The following is a 16,389-nucleotide window of genomic DNA, read 5'->3' as shown; positions in this document are numbered from 1 at the left end:
GTAGGCGCCGGCTTTTGTGGTGAGCGGGCTTGCCCCGCGCAGGGCAAGCCTGCTCACCACAAAAGCCTGGATACTTGCACGATTTGAGGAGGTTTTGAGAATGCTGCAAGTCGACAAGCTGCACCAATACTACGGCGGTAGTCACATCCTGCGCGGGCTGTCGTTTGACGCGAAGATTGGCGAAGTGACCTGCCTGCTCGGCCGTAACGGCGTGGGCAAGACCACCCTGCTCAAGTGCCTGATGGGTTTGCTGCCGGCCAAGGAAGGCGCGGTGAATTGGGAAGGTCGCGCCATCACCGGTTTCAAGCCGCACCAGCGCGTGCACGCGGGCATCGCCTACGTGCCCCAGGGCCGCGAGATTTTCGGGCGGCTGACGGTGGAAGAAAACCTGTTGATGGGCCTGTCGCGTTTCCCTGCCTCCGAAGCCAAGGAAGTGCCGGCGTTCATCTACGATCTGTTTCCGGTGTTGCTGCAGATGAAGCATCGGCGCGGCGGCGACTTGTCCGGCGGCCAGCAGCAACAGTTGGCCATCGGCCGCGCCTTGGCCAGCCGCCCACGCCTGTTGATCCTCGATGAACCCACCGAAGGCATCCAGCCCTCGGTGATCAAGGAAATCGGCGCGGTGATCAAGAAGCTCGCGGCACGCGGTGACATGGCGATTCTATTGGTGGAGCAGTTCTATGACTTCGCCGCCGAACTGGCCGACCAGTACCTGGTGATGTCGCGGGGTGAAATCGTGCAGCAGGGCCGTGGCGAAAATATGCACAGCGACGGTGTACGCGGCCTCGTAACGATCTAATCTGTAGCGTCCTGACGATAAGCCCATAACCATGAACCTGCCCGTTTCCCCTGCCCTGTTCACCCCCAGCTGGCACGCCGCGCTGGAACTCGGCTACGCACGTTTCGGCGACACCACGCGCCCGGTAATGCGCCGCCACCTCGGCCCGCTGCGCGTGCAAAAGCACCTGTACGCCGAAGGCCCCGAGGTGTGCCAGCACATCATCGTGCACCCACCCGGCGGCATTGCCGGCGGGGATCGCCTGGACATCAGCGCCGATGTCGCCGAGGGTGCCTGGGTCCAATTGACCAGCCCCGGCGCGGCCAAGTGGTACCGCGCCGGCGGCCCGGCGTATCAGCAACTCGAGCTGAGCGTCGCAGCGGGCGCCACGCTGGAGTGGCTACCCCAGGAAACCATCGTGTTCAGCGCCGCCCAGGCCGAACTCACCACACGCATCGACCTGCACGGCGACGCCCGCCTGTTCTACTGGGACGTGGTCGCCCTGGGTCGCCCAGCCAGTGGCGAGCGCTTCGACCTTGGCCATTTTCAATCCCATCTGGATATCCGCCGCGACGGCCAGTTGCTCTGGCACGAACGCCAGCGCATTGTCGGCGGCGACGGCTTGCTGGATTCGCCGATCGGCCTGGATGGGCAGCCGGTGTTTGCCACGCTATTGGTGACCGGCGAAATCGCCCCTGAATTGCTTGAACAATGCCGCTCGCTGCCGAACACCGTGCGCGGCGATTTGACCCAACTGCCGGGCTTGCTGGTCGCGCGCTGCCTGGCCGGTGAAGCACTGCTGGCGCGGGGCTGGTTGATTGATTTATGGCGGCTGTTGCGGCCGGCAGTGTTAGGCCGGGAAGCTGTTTCACCACGAATCTGGAGCACATGAAGATCAAAATGTGGGAGGGGCAAGCCCCCTCCCACAGGGATCTCCATTGTATTTAAGAATGCATTTAAAGGACCTTGAACCATGGACCTCACCCCACGGGAAAAAGACAAACTGCTGATCTTCACCGCAGGCTTAGTCGCCGAGCGCCGCCTGGCGCGTGGTGTGAAGCTCAACTACCCGGAAACCATCGCCTACATCTCCGCGGCGCTGATGGAAGGCGCCCGCGATGGCCGCACGGTGGCCGACCTGATGCACTACGGCACCACCCTGCTCAGCCGCGAGCAGGTGATGGAAGGCATCCCGGAAATGATCCCGGACATCCAGGTGGAAGCCACCTTTCCCGACGGCACCAAGCTGGTCACCGTCCACCAACCGATTGCCTGAGGCCCGGCCATGATTCGTGATGCAACCGAAAAGGACCTTCCCGCCATTCGCGATATCTACAACGATGCGGTGCGCAACACTACGGCGATCTGGAACGAACAACCGGTGGACCTGGCCAACCGCCTGGCATGGTTCAACGCGCGCCAGGCCCTGGGCTACCCGATCCTGGTGGCGGTGGAAAACGATGCAGTCACCGGCTACGCCTCGTTCGGCGATTGGCGGCCCTTCGAAGGTTTTCGCTACAGCGTCGAGCACTCGGTGTACGTGCGCAATGACCAACGCGGCAAGGGCCTGGGCCCGCGCTTGATGCAGGTGTTGATCGAGCGCGCGCGCAGCGGCGGCAAATACGTGATGGTCGCCGCCATCGAAAGCGGCAACCAGGCCTCGATCCGCCTGCATGAGCGCCTGGGGTTCATCACCACCGGGCAGATGCCGCAAGTGGGCATCAAGTTCGGCCGCTGGCTGGACCTGACCTTTATGCAACTGGCCCTGAACCCGGGCGCCGAACCGCCCCAGGAGTAACAGCGATGAGCACTGCGCAACTGCGTCGAGTCAATGCCGAGAGCTTTGCCCATTACCGCCAGGGGTTGATCGAGCTGTTGCTGGACGCGGTCAAGCATGGCGCCTCGGTGGGTTTCATGGCCGACTTCGATGAAGCCCAGGCCCGCGCCTACTTGAGCGGCGTGCAGGCGAGTCTCGAAGACGCCAGCCTGTTGCTGTGGGTGGTGGTGCGTAACGAGCAGGTGCAAGCCAGCGTGCAATTGGCGCTGTGCCAGAAAGCCAATGGCCTGAACCGCGCCGAAGTGCAAAAACTGCTGGTGCACAGCAGCGCCCGTCGCCATGGCCTGGGCCAGCAATTGATGCACACCCTGGAACTCGCCGCGCGCCAGCACAAGCGCGGCCTGCTGTACCTGGACACCGAAGCCGGCTCCGGCGCCGAAGCTTTCTACCAGGCGCTGCGCTACACCAAGATCGGTGAACTGCCCGATTACTGCCAAAGCCCGGACGGGCGCTACAGCCCGACCGCCATCTACTTCAAGACCCTGGGGCAACCTGCATGATTCCTGGCGAATATCGGATCCAGCCTGGCGAGATCGAACTCAACGTCGGCCGCCGTACCCTCACCCTCAGCGTGGCCAACAGCGGCGACCGGCCGATCCAGGTGGGTTCGCATTACCATTTTTTCGAGACCAATGACGCACTGGAGTTTGACCGTGCCGCCAGCCGGGGCATGCGCCTGAATATTCCGGCGGGGACGGCGGTGCGGTTTGAGCCGGGGCAGGCGAGGACTGTCGAGCTCGTCGACCTGAGCGGGTTGCGGCGAGTTTATGGGTTTGCGGGAAGAGTCATGGGCGAGCTTTAGGTCGACTGCAAGCTATCAGCCGCAAGCTGCAAGAAAAAGCGGCTCGCGGCGCCCCATTTGCTTTTACTTGAAGCTTGCAGCTAATAACTTGCAGCTCATATCCGAGGACCGAGGTTATGAAAATCACCCGTCAGGCATATGCCGACATGTACGGCCCCACCGTCGGCGACAAGGTGCGCCTGGCCGACACCGAGCTGTTCGTCGAAGTCGAGCAGGACTTCACCGTCTACGGTGAAGAAGTCAAATTCGGCGGCGGCAAGGTGATCCGCGATGGCCAGGGCCAGAGCCAGTTGCTCGCCCACGAAGTGGTCGACACCCTGATCACCAACGCGCTGATCATCGACCATTGGGGCATCGTCAAGGCCGACGTCGGCTTGAAGAACGGGCGCATCCACGCGATCGGCAAGGCCGGCAACCCGGACATTCAACCGGGCGTGACCATGGCCATCGGCGCCAGCACCGAAGTGATTGCCGGTGAAGGCATGATCCTCACCGCCGGTGGCATCGACAGCCATGTGCATTTCATCTGCCCACAGCAGATCGAAGAAGCGCTGACCAGCGGCGTCACCACCATGATCGGCGGCGGCACCGGGCCCGCCACCGGCACCAACGCCACCACCTGCACCTCAGGCCCATGGCACCTGGCGCGCATGCTCCAGGCCAGCGATGCATTCGCGATGAACATCGGTTTTACCGGCAAAGGCAACGCCAGCCTGCCCGAGCCGTTGATCGAACAGGTCAAGGCCGGTGCCATTGGCCTGAAACTGCATGAAGACTGGGGCACCACGCCGGCCAGCATCGACAACTGCCTGAGCGTCGCCGACGAATACGACGTGCAGGTTGCGATCCACAGCGACACGCTCAACGAGTCCGGTTTCGTCGAAACCACCCTCGCCGCGCTCAAGGGCCGCACCATCCACACCTACCATACCGAGGGCGCCGGTGGCGGCCACGCGCCGGACATCATCAAAGCCTGCGGCTTCCCCAATGTGCTGCCCAGCTCCACCAACCCGACGCGGCCGTTCACGCGCAACACCATCGACGAGCACCTGGACATGTTGATGGTCTGCCATCACCTGGACCCGAGCATCGCCGAGGACGTGGCCTTCGCCGAAAGCCGCATCCGCCGCGAGACCATCGCCGCCGAAGACATCCTGCACGACCTCGGCGCGTTCTCGATGATCAGCTCGGACAGCCAGGCCATGGGGCGCGTGGGCGAGGTGATCACGCGCACCTGGCAGACCGCCGACAAAATGAAGAAACAGCGCGGCGCCCTGCCCGGCGACGGCCCCGGCAATGACAATTTCCGCGCCAAGCGCTACATCGCCAAGTACACCATCAACCCGGCGATCACCCACGGTGTGAGCCATATCGTCGGCTCCATCGAAGTGGGCAAATGGGCCGACCTGGTGCTGTGGCGTCCGGCATTTTTCGGCATCAAGCCGACCCTGATCCTCAAGGGCGGCGCGATTGCTTCAAGCCTGATGGGCGACGCCAACGCCTCGATCCCGACGCCGCAACCGGTGCACTACCGCCCGATGTTCGCCAGCTTCGGCGGTTCGCTGCACGCCACCAGCCTGACCTTTATCAGCCAGGCCGCAGCGGACGCGGGCCTGCCCGAAGCCCTGGGTTTGAAAAAGCAGATCGCGGTGGTCAAAGGCTGTCGCGACGTGCAGAAAACCGACTTGATCCACAACGATTATTTGCCGGATATCGAGGTGGACCCGCAGACGTATCAGGTCAAGGCCGACGGCGTGTTGCTGTGGTGCGAACCGGCCGAGGTATTACCGATGGCGCAGCGGTACTTTTTGTTCTGACGAGGTGAATGAAGCTCAAAAGCTTATTCACCGCCCGTTTGCGGCAGGGCCTATCTGCCGCACGCGGGAGGCTGCCGGGCAATTAGTGGTTCCAGGCCTCGCGGGGATCGAACGCGGCCTTTTTGGCCAGTTCCTGCCACAGCGCCTTGACTTCTTCATCGCTGTTTTTCGGCATCACCGCCTTGAGCTGCACGAACAGAAACCCGCGCTCGCCTTGCTTGTTCAGCAAGCCGTGGCCCTTGGCGCGCATGCGTTGGCCGTTCTGGCTGCCGGCCGGCACTTTGAGGTTGATCTTGCCGGTCAGGGTCGGCACGGCCACTTCGGTGCCCAGGGCCAATTCCCAGGGTGCCAGCGGCAGGTTGATGATCAGGTTTTCGCCGTCCACTTCGAATTTTGGGTGCGGCGCAAACTTGATGATCAGGTACAGGTCGCCATTCGCGCCGCCACCGATGCCCGGTGCGCCCTGGGCCTTGAGGCGAATGCGTTCGCCGTCGGCCACGCCGGCGGGGATCTTCACGTTCAGGCTCTTGGTGGTGTTGCTGACATGCCGGCCCGAGGCATCGTATTGCGGCACCTGGAAGGTCACCTGCTTGGACTCGCTCGACAGCGTCTCTTCGAGAAACACCGACAGCTGCATCTCCACGTCCTGGCCTTTACGCCCGGCAGGACGGCGCTGACCGCCACCAAAGGCATCGCCGCGCGCACCGAAGATCGAGCTGAAGAAGTCCGAGAAATCCTCACCGCCGCCACCGCCACCAAAGCCGCCACGGCTCTGCCAGCCCGGTGGTCCCTGAAACGGCTGACCGTGCTGACCGTATTTGCGCAGTTCGTCGTACTCGGCGCGCTTGTCGGCGCTTTTAAGCGCTTCGTAGGCTTCGGACGCGTCCTTGAACTTGGCTTCGGCGTCTTTTTCCTTGCTGACATCCGGGTGATATTTGCGCGCCAACTTGCGGTAGGCCGCTTTGATTTCCTTGTCGTCGGCCGATGGCTCGACGCCAAGTATCTTGTAGTAATCTTTGAAATCCATCGGGGTTTCACCTTCCTTTATCAAGATCGCAGAGCCCTGGGCACAAGGTGCGATGGTTTGCACCTGTTGAATCTTGTGGCCGGAGGGGATACGTCAAAGTGTTATCGGCGCTCGCCGTATGCACCAGATGTGGGGGCGAATCCTGCGCTTTCAAGCACGATTTAACGGATGGTCGGCCTACGCATCCGCCCTCGACTGACATACACTGCGCGGCCGTTTTTCGACCGGAACCCGATAGACATGAAAAACCCATCCCCGGCCCGTGCCTGCGGCATCGACTTCGGCACGTCCAACTCCACCGTCGGCTGGATCCGCCCCGGCCAGGAGACGCTTATTGCGTTGGAGGACGACAAGATCACCTTGCCGTCAGTGGTGTTCTTCAACTTCGAGGAGCGTCGCCCGGTGTACGGTCGCCTGGCGCTGCACGAGTACCTGGAAAACTACGAAGGCCGCTTGATGCGCTCGCTCAAGAGCCTGCTGGGTTCCAAGCTGATCAAGCACGACACCAGCGTACTGGGTACGGCGATGCCGTTCACCGACCTGCTGGCGTTGTTTATCGGCCAGCTCAAGAGCCGCGCCGAAGCCAACGCCGGCCGTGAGTTCGAGGAAGTGGTACTGGGCCGCCCGGTGTTTTTCGTCGATGACGACCCGATGGCCGACCAGGAAGCGGAAAACACCCTGGTCGACGTGGCGCGCAAGATCGGCTTCAAGGACATCTCGTTCCAGTACGAACCGATTGCCGCGGCGTTCGACTATGAGTCCACCATCGAAAAAGAAGAGCTGGTACTGATCGTCGACATCGGCGGCGGCACCTCCGACTTCTCGCTGGTGCGCCTGTCGCCGGACCGCCGTCACAACGACAACCGCCAGAGCGACATCCTCGCCACCGGCGGCGTACACATCGGCGGCACCGACTTCGATAAACAGCTCAGCCTGCAAGGCATGATGCCGCTGTTCGGCTACGGCAGCCGCATGAAAAGCGGCGCCTACATGCCCACCAGCCACCACATGAACCTGGCCACCTGGCACACCATCAACTCGGTGTACTCGCAAAAATCCCAGCTGGCCCTGGGCAGCATGCGCTACGACATCGAAGACACCGGCGGCATCGATCGCCTGTTCAAGCTGATCGAACAACGCGCCGGGCACTGGCTGGCCATGGAAGTTGAAGAAACCAAGATCCAGCTGACCCACGAAGACAATCGTCATGTGCCACTGGACCGTATCGAAAAAGGCCTGAGCGTGGATTTGAGCCGGGCGTTGTTCGAGTCGTCCATCGACGCCTTGCTCGAACGCGTGCGCAACAGCGTGACGCAGTTGCTCAACGACGCTTCGGTGAGCGTGGCGCAGGTGGACACGGTGTTCTTTACCGGCGGCTCCAGCGGCATCCCGGCGCTGCGTCATAGCATCGCGGCGATGCTGCCGAATGCGCGGCATGTGGAAGGGAATATCTTTGGCAGTATTGGTAGCGGGTTGGCGATTGAAGCGAGCAAGCGCTACGGCTGCTGACGTCCAAACACCATAAATCAAATGTGGGAGCTGGCTTGCCTGCTCCCACATTTTTGACGTGTGTACACCAAATCCTGAGTCACCACCGTCCCCCTTTGTGGCGAGGGAGCTTGCTCCCGTTGGGCTGCGCAGCAGCCCCAAAACCTGCCTGCACAGAACTTACTTTGGAATGTTGTAACCAACACGCCCTGCGCCTTGCACGATTTCCATGATGAAGCTTATAGTCCGGTCGTCGCCCTCACGGCGACCAGGTTTGGCGACCTGCATCCACGCTCAAAAATGCCTGCTTCGTTGGCAGGCGTTTTTGTACCCGCAAAGCCGTATTTATGGCGGCTGTGCGCGGGAGACCTTCGGGTCTGCCGTCCCCGTGGACCGGTTCGCCAACCTGCGTACAGCTGCCACCCTATTGTTTGGCGACAATGAGTGGGGGCTCCTCTTAGTCCACGGAGTTTCACGTATGAATCGCTACATGCCCCTAACCGGCCACGACTGCACCATCCCCGCTCTAACCATCGACACCCAAGCCCCAGTCGATGTCCTTCTCGACGCCGCTGCCTACCGCATTCGTGCGGTAACTCAATTGCTGGAAAACATCGCCTTTAGAGAAGAATTCAGCAGTGATGCCGTCGTGCTCCACGACTTCGCACAACTGCTGGCCATTCCCTTGCGGGATGGGTGCGATTTGATGGATGTGATTGGCCGCAAGCTAAGTTCGCAAGCGGCCTAAGCGCAAACAGGGTGGCTTTTCAGCCGCCCTGCCTGAACACGATCAAACCATCCCACCCAGCTTCAACTCACTCTTCAAATACGCATAATAAATCGGCCCCGCCACCACTCCCGGCAAGCCGAATGCGGCTTCGAACACCAGCATCGCCAACAACAACTCCCACGACTTGGCACTGATCTGCCCGCCGACAATGCGTGCGTTGAGGAAGTACTCGACTTTGTGGATCACGATCAAATACCCCAATGCCGCCACCGCCACCCAGATCGACAGCGACAGCGCGACGATGGTGATGAGGGTGTTGGACATCAGGTTGCCGATCACCGGCAGCAGGCCGAGCAGGAAGGTCAGTACGATCAGGGTTTTGGTCAGGGGCAGGTGGATGCCGCACAGCGGCAGCACCACGGCGAGGAATATCGCAGTGAATGCGGTGTTGAGCGCGGCGATCTTGATTTGCGCAAAGACGATGTTACGAAAGGCCTGGACCAGCAGGTGCAGACGGTCGAACAGCGCGGCGGCCAGGGGCTTGCGTTTGGTCAGGTCGGGGATGCGTTGCAGGGCGATGATCGCACCGAGCACCATGCCGATCAGCAGGGTGACGAACATGTGCGCGGCGTCTTTGCCGACCAATTGCAGTTCACTCAGGTGCTTGCTCAGCCACTCGCCGATGGCCACGCGAAATTCCGCGGCACTGGCGGGCAGGTAGGCGTCGAGGAACGGCGGCAACTGGCCGCGGGCGCGGTCGACCACACCCATGAACTTATCGAGGGAGGCGCCAGGGTTTTCCGCTTCGTGGAGCAGGAAGCTGATGGCACCGGCGAAGATCAGGGCCAGCACACTGACAATCAGGGTACCGAGCAACGCCACCGCCAGCCAGCGCGCGCGGCGGCCTTCGATCAGCCGTTGCAGTTGGGGGGTGAGCATGTTGACCAGTTCATAGACCAACAGGCCGGCCAGCAGGCTGGGCAGTAGTTTGAGCGGCAGGACCAGCAGCAATCCGCCGAAGATAATGATGTAGCTGGCCAGCAACAACACATGACGCTGAGGAAACGTTGGCATACAGCCTCAAAACGAACGGCGTTAAAGGATGGGCAGTCTGCCAGCGTTCCAGAAATCAAGCGAGAGCTGAAGGTGCGAATGCGATCAAGTGTGGGAGGGGAGGGGCGGTGCGACGATTCGACTTGCTCCCACACTTGTTTTCCAGCGCCTGCTAAATCGGGGTCAGCCCTTGAGGCAGGTGCTCATGAATGTCTTGCGCGCATCGCCGGCCAACGCCTTGGTTTTCGCCGACGCGTTGCAATCCTTCATTTTCTGCTGCTGCGGCGTCAGGGTCTTGGCGTCATTGGCCGCCGGGGCCGACAGGCAGGTCTTCATGAAGGCCTTGCGCTCGTCGCCTTTGAGCGTCTTGGTGGTGGCTTCGGCATTACAGGTGGTCATTTTGTTTTGCTGGGCGGTGGCGGCGAAGCCTTGGGAACACAGCAACAGGCCCATCATCAACAACGGTATACGCAGCATCTTCATGGAGTTTTCTCCCGGTTACCACGCCGAGGGGCGTGGCCTTTCGAGAGTGTAGCCAAATCCTGTTACACCTTCCCGCGAAGAGAGGATAATCCCCGCTCATTCCTCTGTATGGCGATGTCATGCAATACGCGTATCCCTTGCTGGCCATTTTTATCTGGGCCGGCAACACCGTGGTCAACAAACTGGCCGTGGGCTCGATCTTCCCCTCGGAGATCGGTTTTTATCGCTGGCTGCTGGCAGCATTGCTGTTCACGCCATTCATGCTCAAGCCGGTGATCGCCCATTGGGCGCAGATTCGCCCGAACCTGGGCAGGATCGTCATCCTCGGCGTGCTGGGCATGGCCGTTTACCAAAGCCTGGCGTATTACGCCGCGTCGCTGACCAGCGCCACCAACATGGGCATCATCCTGTCACTGATGCCGTTGATGGCGCTGACGTCGGCGATCATCAGCCTCGGCCAGCGCCTGACCTTCGGCGCCCTCACCGGTGCCGTGCTGTCGTTTGCCGGCGTGACCGTGGTGGTGTCAGCCGGCAGCCTGGGCGGGTTGCTGCAACATGGGGTGAACCTGGGTGACGGCATGATGCTGGTGGCAACCCTCGCCTACGCGGTCTACAGCACCCTGCTGAAAAAATGGCAACTGCGCCTGCCGCCGCTGGTGCTGCTGTATCTGCAGATACTGGTGGCGGTGGTGGTGCTGTTTCCGCTGTTCCTGTTTTCGGCCAAAGCCGGTCTGGGCTGGGCGAATATCCCGCTGGTGCTGTACGCCTGCCTGCTGGCCTCGATGCTCGCGCCGTTGGCCTGGATGCATTCGGTGAAGACGTTGGGACCAAGCCGCACCACATTGTTTTTCAACTTGCTGCCGTTGATAACCGCACTGATTGCGGCGGTCGTGTTGAAAGAAGCGTTAGCGTTGTATCACCTGGTGGGCGGTTTGCTGACCCTGGGCGGGGTGATTCTGTCGGAGCGCTGGACGACGCCGGTTGGCCGCAAGGTCAGGCGTGCCTGCGATGAATGATGACACGGTGTTCCTGCTACACCCCGGCGGCCTTTAACCTCTGCGCATGCTCCACAAACAGGCGAATCGGCTCGGCGCCCTTGCCCACCAGCCCCAAGGACTGGTTGACGATATCGAAATGGTCCAGCGCATAGTCATCACCAATCACCCGCCCCAGGTGTGAGCTATAGCGCCCGACCATGCCGTCGCACTGGCCTTTTTCGCGCACAAAACTGCGCGCGAACAAACGGCAGCTGCGGTTGGTCCCGTCGAACAGGTTGCGGCCACTGTCGGTGATGCCCGGCTGCAACGTGCCGGACCAGGAGTAATAGCGCACGCCATTGACCAGCTCGGCGCCCTGCCCGCCCCACGTCTCGGGCAAGCCCTGGGGGTACTGGCGATTGAACAGCGCCACGCCTTCGCGCGTCAGCGACAGGTGCGAGGCGCGCAGGTCAGCCTTGAAACGCGGCCCCCGATAGCCGGTTTCCAGCACGCCCATCACCCAGGCGACCAGATGAAACAGCGCGCTCATGAGGCGACCCTTGGCGCCGTCGACGGGGTAATGGGCATGGATATGGTCCGCCAACTCAGAACCGTGGTTGGGTCCGGCCACCGACGTCACCGACGCCACCCACTCCGGGCGTCTGGCCGCCGCGTAACGCGCGGTGAGCGCGCCCTGGCTATGCCCGATCAGGTTGACCTTGTCGGCGCCGGTCTCAAGGCGAATGCGCTCGATCTGCACCAATAACTGCTCACCGCGCACTTCGCTGGAATCCAGCGGCGCCACCTGCACGGGAAACACTTGCGCCCCACCCGCTCGCAGCGCCGGGACAATGCCGTACCAATAGGGAAACCACCCCAGGCGCACGAAGCCGAGCATGCCGGGCACCAGCACCAGGGGATAACGCGTGGCTGACAACTGCGCCATGAAGCGAACGTCCTTGATCACAAAAGGATGAGTGCAGCGTAGCCGCCGCGCACGACGCGCTTATGACACATGCGGCTAAATCCAATAAAACTTTTTGCTGTGCGCAAGACTCACAACCTGGAGCGATCACGCCGGCAGAGCGTGGCGTAAAACCGGATTAGCCCCAGGAGATTGAAATGACTCAAGCCCAATTGACCGACGTTGCTACCCTGCGCAGCCGCGCCCGCCAGAACGTCGAAAATGGCGCCGTGACCGAAGGTTACGACGCCGACCGCCAGGAAATCATCCGCTTGCTCAACGAGTCGCTGGCCACCGAGCTGGTCTGCGTGCTGCGCTACAAGCGTCACTACTTCATGGCCAACGGCCTCAAGGCAGGCATCGCCGCAGATGAGTTCCTGGAACACGCGACCCAGGAAGCCGAGCACGCCGACAAACTGGCCGAGCGCATCGTGCAACTGGGCGGTGAACCGGAATTCAACCCCGACCTGCTGTCGAAGAACTCCCACGCGCAGTACGTCGCGGGCAATACCTTGAAGGAAATGGTCTACGAAGACCTGGTGGCCGAGCGCATCGCGGTGGACAGCTACCGCGAGATCATCCAGTACATCGGTGACAAAGACCCGACCACCCGTCGCATCTTCGAAGACATCCTGGCCCAGGAAGAAGAACACGCCGATGACATGGCGGACATCCTGCAGGATCTGTAACACCTGAGGTGGGAGGGGCCTTGCCCCTCCCACAGTTGAATCTGTGTTTCGTCAGTCAGCCCTTCACGGTTTTCGGCGCCTTGCCTTCCTTCATCTGTTGCAGCAGCGGCGCGCATTCGTTGGGCTCTCCACCGCTGGGCGCGACCAGTGCAAGCAAGCCAGCGGCAGGCCCGGCAATCACGCCCAGCGCCACCATGCCTGCGCCTCGCAGCGCCAATGGAATGGCTTTGACCCCGGCATTGGGCTTGATGAACGGCCCGTTCACGTACAGCGGCGAGCGCAGCGAAAAAAGGCGAAAGCCCTTGGACTCCGGGTTAATGGTCAGGTCCAGTTGCTCGGTGGCCAGGTTCGCCGTGCCATCGATGTAGATGATGGCGTTCTCGGTATCGAACACAAACAGCCGCGTGGTTGCCAGGCCGGTCTTGATGCCGAAGTCCGCGGCGGCGCAGTTGATCTTCACTTCCTTGTCGCCGAACAGGCGGCCCACCACGTAGTTGCCCACGTTGAGACCGGCGATTTCCATCAGCCCCCGGCTTATCGCGCCGTCGTTGATCAGCATCTTCAGGTCACCGTTGGAGCTGCCCAGCAGCGCCGCGACGGAGTTGCCGCGCCCGGCAATATCGGCGTCGCCGTTGAGTTCACCGAAGCTGGTCTTCATGGGCTCGAAGGTCGGGAACAGTTGCTTGAGCTTGAAGTTACGCGCGGTGAGTTTGGCGCGGCCCTCCATCGGTGTGATGCGGCCGTTCAAGCGAATCTGCGCATCGAGCTTGCCACCGGCCACGCCGAAGCGCAGGGGCACAAGGCTCAGCTCACCGTCGTTGAGCACCAAGTGCGTGTAGAGATCGGTGAAGGGCAAGTCGGCGCTGTGCACAATGCGCTTGCCGGTGAATTCCACGTCGGCATCCATGTCACGCCAACGCTCGGTGCGGAACTCTTCCACCGGCAGTACTTTGGTCGCCGGTTGTTTGCTTGCTCCGCCACGGGCCTTTTGCTTGGCGTTGGAATCGGCACCGATCAGGGGCGCAAGGTCAGCCATCAGCAACTGGTTGGACACCAGCGCGCCGCTGAGTTTGGGCCGTGGCTGGCTGGCGACATAGGCGAGGTTGCCGTGGATGTCGCTGTTGCCGATCTTGCCGTTGAAATTCTCATAGCGAAATGACGCGCCATCGGCTTCGTGCAATTTGGCGATCAGGTGACCATCGGTGGAATACGCCGGCGAATCCGGCAGGGTCACGCCGGTCAGCGGGTACAGGTTGCCCAGGCTTGCGCCTGCCAGTTTCAGGCGCAGGTCAAGGGCGCCAAGGTTGCGGGGGTCGGTCAGGGTGCCGGCCAGAGCGATGCGGGTGTCAGCGATGTTCACCTGGGCCTGCAGCGGGAATGGCTTGGCCGCGTCCTGCAGGGCCAGCAGGCCGCCGATCTTGCCGGCGCCGTCGAGTTTCTGGCCGTGGTACTGGCCTTTGACCTTGAGACCAAACGCGTAGTCCTGCGGCGCGGCGCCTTTTTCCAAGGCCTTTTTGGCATCGGCGTCGCCGACGATCTCACCGAAGGGGATGGGTTTGCCCAACGGGTCGACGATCACATCGAGTTGGGTCTTGAGGGTTTGGTCGTCGAGCGTCACATGCCCCTTGTCGAAGCCGATGGCACCAATGTCCACCACCCAGCTGGAAGGCTCGGCGTCCGGGTCCTTGGGATCGAACTCAAAGGTCCAGTTGGCGCGGCCGTCGGCCAGGCGCTGCAACTCGGCGCTCGGCTCGGTGAGGTCGATACGCGGGATGACCACGCGCTGCACCAGCAGGGCCAGGGGTGAAATACGCAGTTCGACTTTCTTGAGCGTGACCATCTGCGGTTTTTTCGACCAGTCGGGGTTGCCCAGGGTCAGGTCTTGCGCAATCACGTGAGGCCACGGCACCCAGGCGCGCCAGCCGCCTTCATCGGGCTCGCGCCGCCACACCACGGCGAGGTCGCCATTGATAGCGAACGGACGATGCAGCTCTTCGGAGACTTTGGCGTTGAGGGGCGGCTTGATGCGATTCCAATCAAAAAACACCAGGAACAACACGGCGACAGCGATTAACAGAACGAAGCTGGCGCAGATCCAGGCAACGATTTTACGGGTGCGCGTCATTGCACAAAGCTCCTCAACACGGCTAGCAGAACGACTGTTCATAAGGGTACGACTGGCAAACCGCCTGGGGGTTTAGCCCTGCGGTCAATTTAATCGCAAAAAGCCATTTTCCTGATCGACCAGACACATTCAATCATCAACGGCGCACCATTGTTACCCGGGCACGTGTCGAAAATACCCACCCCGGTGCAAAACCGCGTGCTTGAGAGGCGCGTGCTAGAGCCTCCGGCGGGAACAATCAATTCTGTTGATTATTACCATTGTGTTTATGAACTTTTATATCGACTTATCGAGAGTAGCATTAGCCCCGTACCCACTTTATCGCCCTCCCAAGGAGCAACCCATCATGAAACGCCAAGTACTCGCTACCGTTCTACTGTCCATCCTGGCTTCCAGTGCCTTTGCCCTGCCAGCCGCCGAACAAGTCACCCCACAAGTCAAAGCCGACGCCGCGCACTTCAACCAGACCCTGGCTCGCAGCGGCTCGCAAGAAGATGAGAACCGTGACTACGCCAAAGGCGCCGTCGCTGAAAGTGGTTCGGACCGCGCCAACAAACGTGCTTATGCCGAAGGCGTGACCGAAAACGGCCGTAACCGCCTGGAACAGAAAGGCCTGGTTGAAGGTGGCGCTGATCGCCTGCAAGAACGCAACACTGTCGCCGAGGGTGGTGCCGACCGTCTGCAAGAACGCAACACTGTCGCCGAAGGGGGTGCCGACCGTCTGCAAGAACGCAACACTGTCGCCGAAGGGGGTGCCGATCGTCTGCTGGAACGCAATGCCGTTGCCGAAGGTGGTGCCGACCGCCTGGAAGAAATGCATCAAGCACAGAGCTAACCCTGTGGTGGCCCAGAAAAAAGCCCGATCAGTCGATCGGGCTTTTGACTTTTTGCAGTAAGCGTCACGTCTCCCCCCGCCAAGTTCGACGCCAGCGAAGCGGTTTTGCTAGAGTGCGTCGCTGTACTTGACCACAAAGCTCGCCCGCCCATGCTGCCCCGCGCCGAACAAAAGCAACAGACCCGCCTCGCCCTGATGGACGCAGCCCGCCATTTGATGGAGTGTGGCCGTGGGTTTGGCAGCTTGAGCCTGCGTGAAGTGGCGAAGACGGCCGGCATCGTTCCCACCGGGTTTTACCGACACTTTGCCGATATGGACCAGCTTGGCCTGGTATTGGTGAGTGAGGTCGGGCAGACCTTCCGCGCCACGATTCGCCTGGTGCGCCACAACGAATTCGTGATGGGCGGCATTATCGACGCCTCGGTGCGGATCTTTCTCGATGTGGTGTCGGCCAACCGCTCCCAGTTCCTGTTCCTGGCCCGCGAGCAATACGGCGGCTGCCTGGCCGTGCGCCAGGCCATCGCCGCCTTGCGCGAGGACATCACCCGCGACCTCGCCGCCGACCTGACGTTGATGCCCAAGCTGCAGCACCTGAATGCCGACGGCCTGCACGTGATGGCCGACCTGATCGTCAAAAGCGTGTTCGCCACCCTCCCCGACATCATCGACCCACCGCCTCACGCCCTGCCTGCCCACCTCACGCCCCAGGCAAAAATCACCCAGCAACTGCGGTTTATCTTCATCGGCCTCAAGCATTGGCAGGGCCTGGGCAGCACCGAATAGT

Annotated in this window: 18 protein-coding genes; 13 read left to right on the top strand and 5 right to left on the bottom strand. The window is 61.5% G+C overall.

The genetic code is table 11. The features are described from left to right. The first annotated feature begins 100 nt into the window (after window positions 1-100). The 7 genes from urtE to ureC all read left to right on the top strand — a co-directional run bounded on the left by urtE (window position 101) and on the right by ureC (window position 5,234). Entirely contained in the window at window positions 101-799 is a 699-nt protein-coding gene (gene urtE, locus PSH66_RS03085; RefSeq protein ID WP_003171441.1) for an urea ABC transporter ATP-binding subunit UrtE, read from the top strand. A gap of 31 nt (window positions 800-830) precedes the next feature. Next, entirely contained in the window at window positions 831-1,670 is an 840-nt protein-coding gene (locus tag PSH66_RS03080) for an urease accessory protein UreD (protein ID WP_141063016.1), read from the top strand. 81 nt (window positions 1,671-1,751) lie between these two features. Next, window positions 1,752-2,054 carry an urease subunit gamma gene (gene ureA, locus PSH66_RS03075; RefSeq protein WP_003171437.1) on the top strand — a complete coding sequence of 101 codons (303 nt, stop codon included), beginning with the start codon at window positions 1,752-1,754 and terminating at the stop codon, window positions 2,052-2,054. Between the two features lie 9 nt (window positions 2,055-2,063). Further along, on the top strand, window positions 2,064-2,576 hold the full coding sequence (locus PSH66_RS03070) for a GNAT family N-acetyltransferase (protein WP_003171435.1): 513 nt from the start codon (window positions 2,064-2,066) through the stop codon (window positions 2,574-2,576). Window positions 2,577-2,581: 5 nt separating this feature from the next. Beyond that, complete coding sequence (locus tag PSH66_RS03065; protein WP_003171434.1) at window positions 2,582-3,115, top strand: N-acetyltransferase; 534 nt, start codon at window positions 2,582-2,584, stop codon at window positions 3,113-3,115. Next, window positions 3,112-3,417 carry an urease subunit beta gene (locus tag PSH66_RS03060; protein WP_003171432.1) on the top strand — a complete coding sequence of 102 codons (306 nt, stop codon included), beginning with the start codon at window positions 3,112-3,114 and terminating at the stop codon, window positions 3,415-3,417. Before PSH66_RS03065 ends, PSH66_RS03060 begins: the two co-directional genes overlap by 4 nt. A gap of 116 nt (window positions 3,418-3,533) precedes the next feature. Next, the gene (gene ureC / locus PSH66_RS03055; RefSeq protein WP_003171431.1) at window positions 3,534-5,234 is read left to right on the top strand and encodes an urease subunit alpha; all 1,701 of its coding nucleotides are present in this window, start codon (window positions 3,534-3,536) and stop codon (window positions 5,232-5,234) included. 82 nt (window positions 5,235-5,316) lie between these two features. On the opposite strand, the gene PSH66_RS03050 is transcribed toward ureC, so the two are convergent. Continuing rightward, entirely contained in the window at window positions 5,317-6,261 is a 945-nt protein-coding gene (locus PSH66_RS03050) for a DnaJ C-terminal domain-containing protein (RefSeq protein WP_078823085.1), read from the bottom strand. A 240-nt stretch (window positions 6,262-6,501) separates the two neighbouring features. Between PSH66_RS03050 and PSH66_RS03045 the strand changes: the two genes are divergently transcribed. Together PSH66_RS03045 and PSH66_RS03040 are read left to right on the top strand one after the other, a co-directional pair. After that, on the top strand, window positions 6,502-7,770 hold the full coding sequence (locus PSH66_RS03045; RefSeq protein ID WP_003171428.1) for an Hsp70 family protein: 1,269 nt from the start codon (window positions 6,502-6,504) through the stop codon (window positions 7,768-7,770). A 457-nt stretch (window positions 7,771-8,227) separates the two neighbouring features. Continuing rightward, the gene (locus PSH66_RS03040; protein WP_305428334.1) at window positions 8,228-8,497 is read left to right on the top strand and encodes a hypothetical protein; all 270 of its coding nucleotides are present in this window, start codon (window positions 8,228-8,230) and stop codon (window positions 8,495-8,497) included. Between the two features lie 42 nt (window positions 8,498-8,539). On the opposite strand, the gene PSH66_RS03035 is transcribed toward PSH66_RS03040, so the two are convergent. Further along, window positions 8,540-9,553 (bottom strand): AI-2E family transporter, encoded by a 1,014-nt coding sequence (locus tag PSH66_RS03035; RefSeq protein ID WP_003171426.1) that lies wholly within the window; start codon window positions 9,551-9,553, stop codon window positions 8,540-8,542. Between the two features lie 162 nt (window positions 9,554-9,715). After that, window positions 9,716-10,015 (bottom strand): PsiF family protein, encoded by a 300-nt coding sequence (locus PSH66_RS03030; RefSeq protein WP_003171425.1) that lies wholly within the window; start codon window positions 10,013-10,015, stop codon window positions 9,716-9,718. A gap of 119 nt (window positions 10,016-10,134) precedes the next feature. Between PSH66_RS03030 and PSH66_RS03025 the strand changes: the two genes are divergently transcribed. After that, window positions 10,135-11,031, top strand: a complete 897-nt coding sequence (locus tag PSH66_RS03025) for a DMT family transporter (RefSeq protein ID WP_141063018.1) — start codon at window positions 10,135-10,137, stop codon at window positions 11,029-11,031. A gap of 16 nt (window positions 11,032-11,047) precedes the next feature. On the opposite strand, the gene PSH66_RS03020 is transcribed toward PSH66_RS03025, so the two are convergent. After that, window positions 11,048-11,938 (bottom strand): triacylglycerol lipase, encoded by an 891-nt coding sequence (locus tag PSH66_RS03020; protein WP_305428333.1) that lies wholly within the window; start codon window positions 11,936-11,938, stop codon window positions 11,048-11,050. Between the two features lie 176 nt (window positions 11,939-12,114). On the opposite strand from PSH66_RS03020, the gene PSH66_RS03015 reads away from it, so the two are divergent. Next, window positions 12,115-12,645 (top strand): bacterioferritin, encoded by a 531-nt coding sequence (locus PSH66_RS03015; RefSeq protein ID WP_003171419.1) that lies wholly within the window; start codon window positions 12,115-12,117, stop codon window positions 12,643-12,645. Window positions 12,646-12,700: 55 nt separating this feature from the next. On the opposite strand, the gene PSH66_RS03010 is transcribed toward PSH66_RS03015, so the two are convergent. Then, window positions 12,701-14,770, bottom strand: a complete 2,070-nt coding sequence (locus PSH66_RS03010) for an AsmA family protein (protein ID WP_305428332.1) — start codon at window positions 14,768-14,770, stop codon at window positions 12,701-12,703. 346 nt (window positions 14,771-15,116) lie between these two features. On the opposite strand from PSH66_RS03010, the gene PSH66_RS03005 reads away from it, so the two are divergent. Continuing rightward, the gene (locus PSH66_RS03005; protein ID WP_305428331.1) at window positions 15,117-15,605 is read left to right on the top strand and encodes a hypothetical protein; all 489 of its coding nucleotides are present in this window, start codon (window positions 15,117-15,119) and stop codon (window positions 15,603-15,605) included. A 150-nt stretch (window positions 15,606-15,755) separates the two neighbouring features. Then, window positions 15,756-16,388 (top strand): TetR family transcriptional regulator, encoded by a 633-nt coding sequence (locus tag PSH66_RS03000; RefSeq protein WP_003171415.1) that lies wholly within the window; start codon window positions 15,756-15,758, stop codon window positions 16,386-16,388. Window position 16,389: the final 1 nt, after the last annotated feature.

Origin of the sequence: Pseudomonas sp. FP597 (assembly GCF_030687435.1) — a bacterium.
In the GTDB taxonomy this organism is placed as follows: Bacteria; Pseudomonadota; Gammaproteobacteria; order Pseudomonadales; family Pseudomonadaceae; genus Aquipseudomonas; species Aquipseudomonas lactucae.
Note: the sequence above shows the minus strand (reverse complement) of the source record. Positions and strands in the feature narration are given on the sequence as shown.

Bases quoted from the DNA above. Each gene is read 5' to 3' on its own strand.
- urtE (WP_003171441.1), top strand. From the start codon at position 101: ATGCTGCAAGTCGACAAGCTGCACCAATACTACGGCGGTAGTCACATC.
- PSH66_RS03080 (WP_141063016.1), top strand. From the start codon at position 831: ATGAACCTGCCCGTTTCCCCTGCCCTGTTCACCCCCAGCTGGCACGCC.
- ureA (WP_003171437.1), top strand. From the start codon at position 1,752: ATGGACCTCACCCCACGGGAAAAAGACAAACTGCTGATCTTCACCGCA.
- PSH66_RS03070 (WP_003171435.1), top strand. From the start codon at position 2,064: ATGATTCGTGATGCAACCGAAAAGGACCTTCCCGCCATTCGCGATATC.
- PSH66_RS03065 (WP_003171434.1), top strand. From the start codon at position 2,582: ATGAGCACTGCGCAACTGCGTCGAGTCAATGCCGAGAGCTTTGCCCAT.
- PSH66_RS03060 (WP_003171432.1), top strand. From the start codon at position 3,112: ATGATTCCTGGCGAATATCGGATCCAGCCTGGCGAGATCGAACTCAAC.
- ureC (WP_003171431.1), top strand. From the start codon at position 3,534: ATGAAAATCACCCGTCAGGCATATGCCGACATGTACGGCCCCACCGTC.
- PSH66_RS03050 (WP_078823085.1), bottom strand. From the start codon at position 6,261: ATGGATTTCAAAGATTACTACAAGATACTTGGCGTCGAGCCATCGGCC.
- PSH66_RS03045 (WP_003171428.1), top strand. From the start codon at position 6,502: ATGAAAAACCCATCCCCGGCCCGTGCCTGCGGCATCGACTTCGGCACG.
- PSH66_RS03040 (WP_305428334.1), top strand. From the start codon at position 8,228: ATGAATCGCTACATGCCCCTAACCGGCCACGACTGCACCATCCCCGCT.
- PSH66_RS03035 (WP_003171426.1), bottom strand. From the start codon at position 9,553: ATGCCAACGTTTCCTCAGCGTCATGTGTTGTTGCTGGCCAGCTACATC.
- PSH66_RS03030 (WP_003171425.1), bottom strand. From the start codon at position 10,015: ATGAAGATGCTGCGTATACCGTTGTTGATGATGGGCCTGTTGCTGTGT.
- PSH66_RS03025 (WP_141063018.1), top strand. From the start codon at position 10,135: ATGCAATACGCGTATCCCTTGCTGGCCATTTTTATCTGGGCCGGCAAC.
- PSH66_RS03020 (WP_305428333.1), bottom strand. From the start codon at position 11,938: ATGGCGCAGTTGTCAGCCACGCGTTATCCCCTGGTGCTGGTGCCCGGC.
- PSH66_RS03015 (WP_003171419.1), top strand. From the start codon at position 12,115: ATGACTCAAGCCCAATTGACCGACGTTGCTACCCTGCGCAGCCGCGCC.
- PSH66_RS03010 (WP_305428332.1), bottom strand. From the start codon at position 14,770: ATGACGCGCACCCGTAAAATCGTTGCCTGGATCTGCGCCAGCTTCGTT.
- PSH66_RS03005 (WP_305428331.1), top strand. From the start codon at position 15,117: ATGAAACGCCAAGTACTCGCTACCGTTCTACTGTCCATCCTGGCTTCC.
- PSH66_RS03000 (WP_003171415.1), top strand. From the start codon at position 15,756: ATGCTGCCCCGCGCCGAACAAAAGCAACAGACCCGCCTCGCCCTGATG.